A 4,741-nucleotide genomic window follows, 5' to 3' on the forward strand; every position below is an offset into this window, starting at 1 on the left:
ATGCCCGGCTGGCCCGTGATCAGCACCGCGCGCACGGTCTTGTCGGCGTCGGCCGCCCGCAGCGCATCGGCCATGGCCTGGTACATGGCCTGGGTGATGGCGTTCTTCTTCTCGGGGCGCGCGATCTCGATGGTCGCGACGCCGTTGACGGTGTAGCTCTTGATGTTCATGACGGATCCTCAGGCGGTCGCAGTCTTGGCGTGGATTTGAGTCCAATGGTTCGCCAAGTGCATCAAATGGGCTCGCTCGTACTGCGGCTTGGTCAGCTCGCCGTAGGCGAAGTGAGGTCGCAGCGTACCGTTGAATTTGGCGAAGGCGTCCATCACCTCTAGAAGACGGTTCACCGATGTCCTCAGCGCCTGCGACGCATCCAGCGCCGGGGCGCCGGGAATGGGCTCGGCGAGGTCATGGCTCATCGCGCCGCGCGCGTTGAAGACGGCGAAGGCTGCCGAGCCGATGCTGGAACGGAACCAGGCGCCCTTGAGCGCCGGAAAGCCCTGCATCGAGAACTCGATGCTCTGGGCCAGATGCTGCAGCACCTGGCTGAGGTTCCAGGCATTGCCCTGCACGATCTTGGGCACGAAGAGGAGGTCCAGCACGGCCTGCTGGGCCTGCTTCCAGCTTGCGAAGGTCTCCAGCCTGCCGGTGCAGCCGGCCAGCGGCGCCGCCGCGAGCAACACCGTCGTGGTCTTGAGCGCTCGGCGGCGGTCCATGGCTTACAGCCTCTCGAAGATACCGGCAGCGCCCTGGCCGGCGCCCACGCACATCGTGACCATGCCGTACTTGCCGCCGGTGCGGCGCAGGCCATGGATGACCGAGGCCGCGCGGATGGCGCCAGTGGCGCCCAGCGGGTGGCCCAGCGCGATGGCGCCGCCGTTGGGGTTGACCTTGGCACGGTCCAGCTCGATGCCCTTGCTGTCTAGGTCGTTCAGCACGGCCAGCGACTGCGCGGCGAAGGCTTCGTTCAGTTCCACCCAGTCCAGGTCCTTGGCAGAGATGCCGGCGGCCTTGAGGGCGACGGGAATGGCCTCGATGGGGCCGATGCCCATGATCTCGGGCGGCACGCCGCGCACAGCGAACGACACGAAGCGGGCCAGCGGCGTCAGGTTGTAGCGCTTCAGCGCGGCTTCGCTGACGATGATGAGGCCGCCCGAGCCATCGGAAGTCTGCGAGCTATTGCCAGCCGTGACACTGCCCTTCGCAGCAAACACGGGCCTGAGCTTGGCCAGGCCTTCCAGCGAGGTGTCGGGGCGGGCGCCCTCGTCGAGCTTGACGGTGCGGGTCCTGGTGTTAACGGTACCGTCGGCGAGGTTCGGCGTGCGTTCGATGACGTCGAAGGGCGTCATCTCGGCATCGAACCAGCCCGCCTGCATTGCGGCAATGGCGCGCTGGTGCGACTGCAGCGAGAACGCGTCCTGTGCTTCGCGGCTGATCTTCCACTGCGCGGCAACCTTCTCTGCCGTCAGGCCCATGCCGTAGGCGATGCCGATGTTCTCGTCCTTCTCGAAGATCAGCGGGCTCAAGCTGGGCTTGTTGCCGCCCATCGGAATCATGGACATGGATTCGACACCGCCGGCGAACATCACATCGGCCTCGCCGACGCGGATGCGGTCCGCGGCCATCTGCACAGCTGTGATGCCGGAGGCGCAGTAGCGATTGATCGTCACGCCGCCAACGGTCGGGCCGAAGCCGGCCAGCACGGAAGCCACCCGAGCGATGTTCATGCCCTGCTCGGCCTCAGGGAAGGAGCAACCGACGATCGCGTCCTCGATGGCCTTGGCTTCGAGGCCCGGGGCCTGCGCCAGCGCGGCCTGCATGACCTTGACGAGCATCTCGTCGGGGCGGGTGTTCTTGAAGTAGCCACGACCGCTCTTGCCAATAGGCAGACGGGTGGCGGCGACGACGTAGGCGTCCTGGACTTGCTTGCTCATGTTCGTTCCTTTCAAGCCTGGGGCTTCTCTTTGGGCACCCAGGCCCAGACAAATTCACACTCGATCGGCTCGATGCCGGCTTCGTCGGTCACGGTCACGGCGACGCGCACTTCGCCCTTGGTCTCGCTTGCCATGCTGGCGCGCTGGGCCTCGGTCAGGTGGGCGCGGGCGACCAGGCCGCCCGTGGCGCGCTTCCTGAAGAACACCTGCAGCGACTTGCACAGCGGCAGGCAGTCGTCACGGACGTTCATGCCCACCACCATGCCGGTGGCGGTCTCGGCCAGCAACGACATGGCGGCCGCGTGCACGCCCTTGATGTGGTTCTGCACGCGACGCTCGTTGGCCACGCGGATCTCGCTGCGCTCAGGCGTGAGCGCAACGAAGTCCAGCGCCGCCGTGCCGGTGAAAGGCACGGCACGACGCAGCGCGAAGTTGCGCGCGGCGCTTCGCAGCGGAGCGGGCAGGCCGTCCAGCTTGGCGAGCGTGCGTTGAAGCCGGTTCACGACGTGGACCTTCAGTTGCGGACGGGTTTGCCCGTTTGCAGCATGCCCATGATGCGTTCCTGCGTCTTGGGGTTGTCCAGCAGCGAGCAGAAGTGCTTGCGCTCCAGCGCCATCAGGTACTCCTCGGTGACGAGGGAGCCAGCCTCCACCTCGCCACCGCAGACCACGTCGGCGATCGCCGCGGCCAGGTGGTAGTCGTGGGCGCTGACGAAGCCACCGTCCCGCATGTTGGCGACCTGCCCCTTGATCGTGGCGATGCCGCTGCGGCCGGCGACCGGGAACATGGCCTTGTGCGGCGGGCGATAGCCGGCCTCGGCCATACCCAGCGCGGTGGCCGTGGCGACGTGCAGCAGTTCATCCTTGTGCGGCACGATGACGTCGCTGTCGAGCAGGAACCCGTTCTTCTTGGCCTCGTGCGCGGAGGTGGCGACCTTGGCCGTCGCGGCGGTCAGGAAGCCATCCTTCAGGAAGGCCAGGATGTCGGCGCCGGCATTGCCGGCGTTGGCCATCTCGGCGGCGCGGCGCGCGATGTAGGTCAGGCCGCCGCCGCCGGGCACCAAGCCTACGCCCACTTCGACCAGGCCCACATAGCTCTCGACGTGAGCAACGCGACGCGCGCAGTGGACGGCCAGTTCGGCACCACCGCCCAGCGCCAGGCCGCGCATCGCGGCGACGACCGGCACGCTGGCGTACCGCAGGCGCAGCATCATGTCCTGCAGCTTCTTCTCTTCCGGCGCGATGCCCTTGCTGCCCATCTTCATGAAGACGGGCATCAGGCTTTCCAGATTGGCGCCGGCAGAGAACACGTCGTCCGGCGACCAGATCACCATGCCCTTGTAGTCGGCTTCCGCAATCTCGACGGCCTTGAGCAGGCCCTCGGTGACGGCTGGGCTGATCAGGTGCAGCTTGGCGGTGATGGAGGCGATGACAACATTGCCGTCCAGCGTCCAGACGCGCACTTCGTCGTTCTTGAACAGCTCGGTCCCCGACTTCAGCGGGTCGGCAGCACCTGTGCCCAGCAGCGACTCGCGGAAGGCCTGGCGGGCGTAGACCGGCAGCTCGCTGCGCGGCTTGAACTTGCCTTCGGCGGCACTCCAAGACCCCTGCGGCGTGTGCACGCCACCGGCATCGGCAACCGGGCCTTCGGTGACCCAGCCCGGCAGCGGCGCGCTGGATAGCGTCTTGCCGTCGGCGATGTCGGCGGCGATCCATTCGGCGACCTGCTTCCAGCCAGCGGCCTGCCACAGCTCGAACGGACCTTGGCTGCTGCCGAAGCCCCAACGCATCGCGAAATCGATCTCGCGCGCCGTGTCAGCCACGGTGTCCAGGTGTACGGCGGCATAGTGGAAGCTGTCGCGCAGGATGGCCCACAGGAACTGGGCCTGTGGGTTGGTCGATTCGCGCAGCAGCTTCAGGCGATCGGCCGGGGCCTTCTTGAGCATGCGCGCGACGATTTCGTCGGCCTTCTTGCCGCCGGCGACGTACTCACCCGTGGCGAAGTCCAGGCGCAGGATGTCCTTGCCCACCTTCTTGTAGAAACCGGCACCCGTCTTCTGGCCCAGCGCGCCCTTCTCGATCAGGCCGGCCAGCACTTTCGGCGTGGCATAGGTCGAATAGAAGGGGTCGTCCTTCAGGTTGTCCTGCATCGTCTTCACGACATGGGCCATGGTGTCCAGGCCAACGACGTCCGCCGTGCGGAAGGTGCCGCTGGACGCGCGACCCAGCTTCTTGCCAGTCAGGTCGTCCACAACGTCCACCGTCAGGGCGAACTTCTCGGCCTCGATCATCGTGGCCATCATGCCGGCGATGCCGACACGGTTGGCAACGAAGTTGGGCGTGTCGTGGGCGCGCACGACGCTCTTGCCCAGCGACGTGGTCACGAAGGCTTAGAGCTGGTCGAGGATCTCGGGCTGGGTCGTCGGCGTGTTGATGAGCTCAACCAGCGCCATGTAGCGCGGGGGGTTGAAGAAGTGGATGCCGCAGAAGCGTGGCTTGATCTCTTCGGGCAGCACTTCGCTGAGCTTGGTGATGCTCAGGCCCGAGGTGTTGGACGCAACGATCGCCTGCGGGGCCACAAAGGGCGCGATCTTGGTGTACAGGTCCAGCTTCCAGTCCATGCGCTCAGCGATGGCCTCGATGATGAGGTCGCAACCCTTGAGCAGCTCCAGGTGCTCCTCATAGTTGGCCTGCTGGATCAGCGCGGCTTCCGCGGCATCGCCCAGCGGCGCGGGCTTGAGCTTCTTCAGGTTCTCGACGGCCTTGGTGACAGTGCCGTTCTTGGGGCCTTCCTTGGCAGGCAGGTCGAAC

At 66.4% G+C, this 4,741-nt stretch carries 4 protein-coding genes and 1 pseudogene; all 5 read right to left on the reverse strand.

Features of this window, described 5'->3' with window-relative positions:
* Window positions 1–170 (reverse strand): enoyl-CoA hydratase-related protein (locus VGF12_RS11520; RefSeq protein WP_331176186.1); only part of this gene is annotated, 170 nt, incomplete at its 3' end.
* A gap of 9 nt (window positions 171–179) precedes the next feature.
* Window positions 180–713 carry a DUF1569 domain-containing protein gene (locus VGF12_RS11525; RefSeq protein ID WP_331176183.1) on the reverse strand — a complete coding sequence of 178 codons (534 nt, stop codon included), beginning with the start codon at window positions 711–713 and terminating at the stop codon, window positions 180–182.
* 3 nt (window positions 714–716) lie between these two features.
* Complete coding sequence (locus VGF12_RS11530) at window positions 717–1,931, reverse strand: acetyl-CoA C-acyltransferase (RefSeq protein WP_331176184.1); 1,215 nt, start codon at window positions 1,929–1,931, stop codon at window positions 717–719.
* A gap of 11 nt (window positions 1,932–1,942) precedes the next feature.
* Entirely contained in the window at window positions 1,943–2,434 is a 492-nt protein-coding gene (locus VGF12_RS11535; protein WP_331176185.1) for a DUF4442 domain-containing protein, read from the reverse strand.
* A gap of 11 nt (window positions 2,435–2,445) precedes the next feature.
* A pseudogene (locus VGF12_RS11540) lies at window positions 2,446–4,741 on the reverse strand (3-hydroxyacyl-CoA dehydrogenase/enoyl-CoA hydratase family protein); the annotation flags it as partial.

It is taken from the genome of Roseateles sp. (genome assembly GCF_036404855.1).
In the GTDB taxonomy this organism is placed as follows: Bacteria; Pseudomonadota; Gammaproteobacteria; order Burkholderiales; family Burkholderiaceae_C; genus Pelomonas.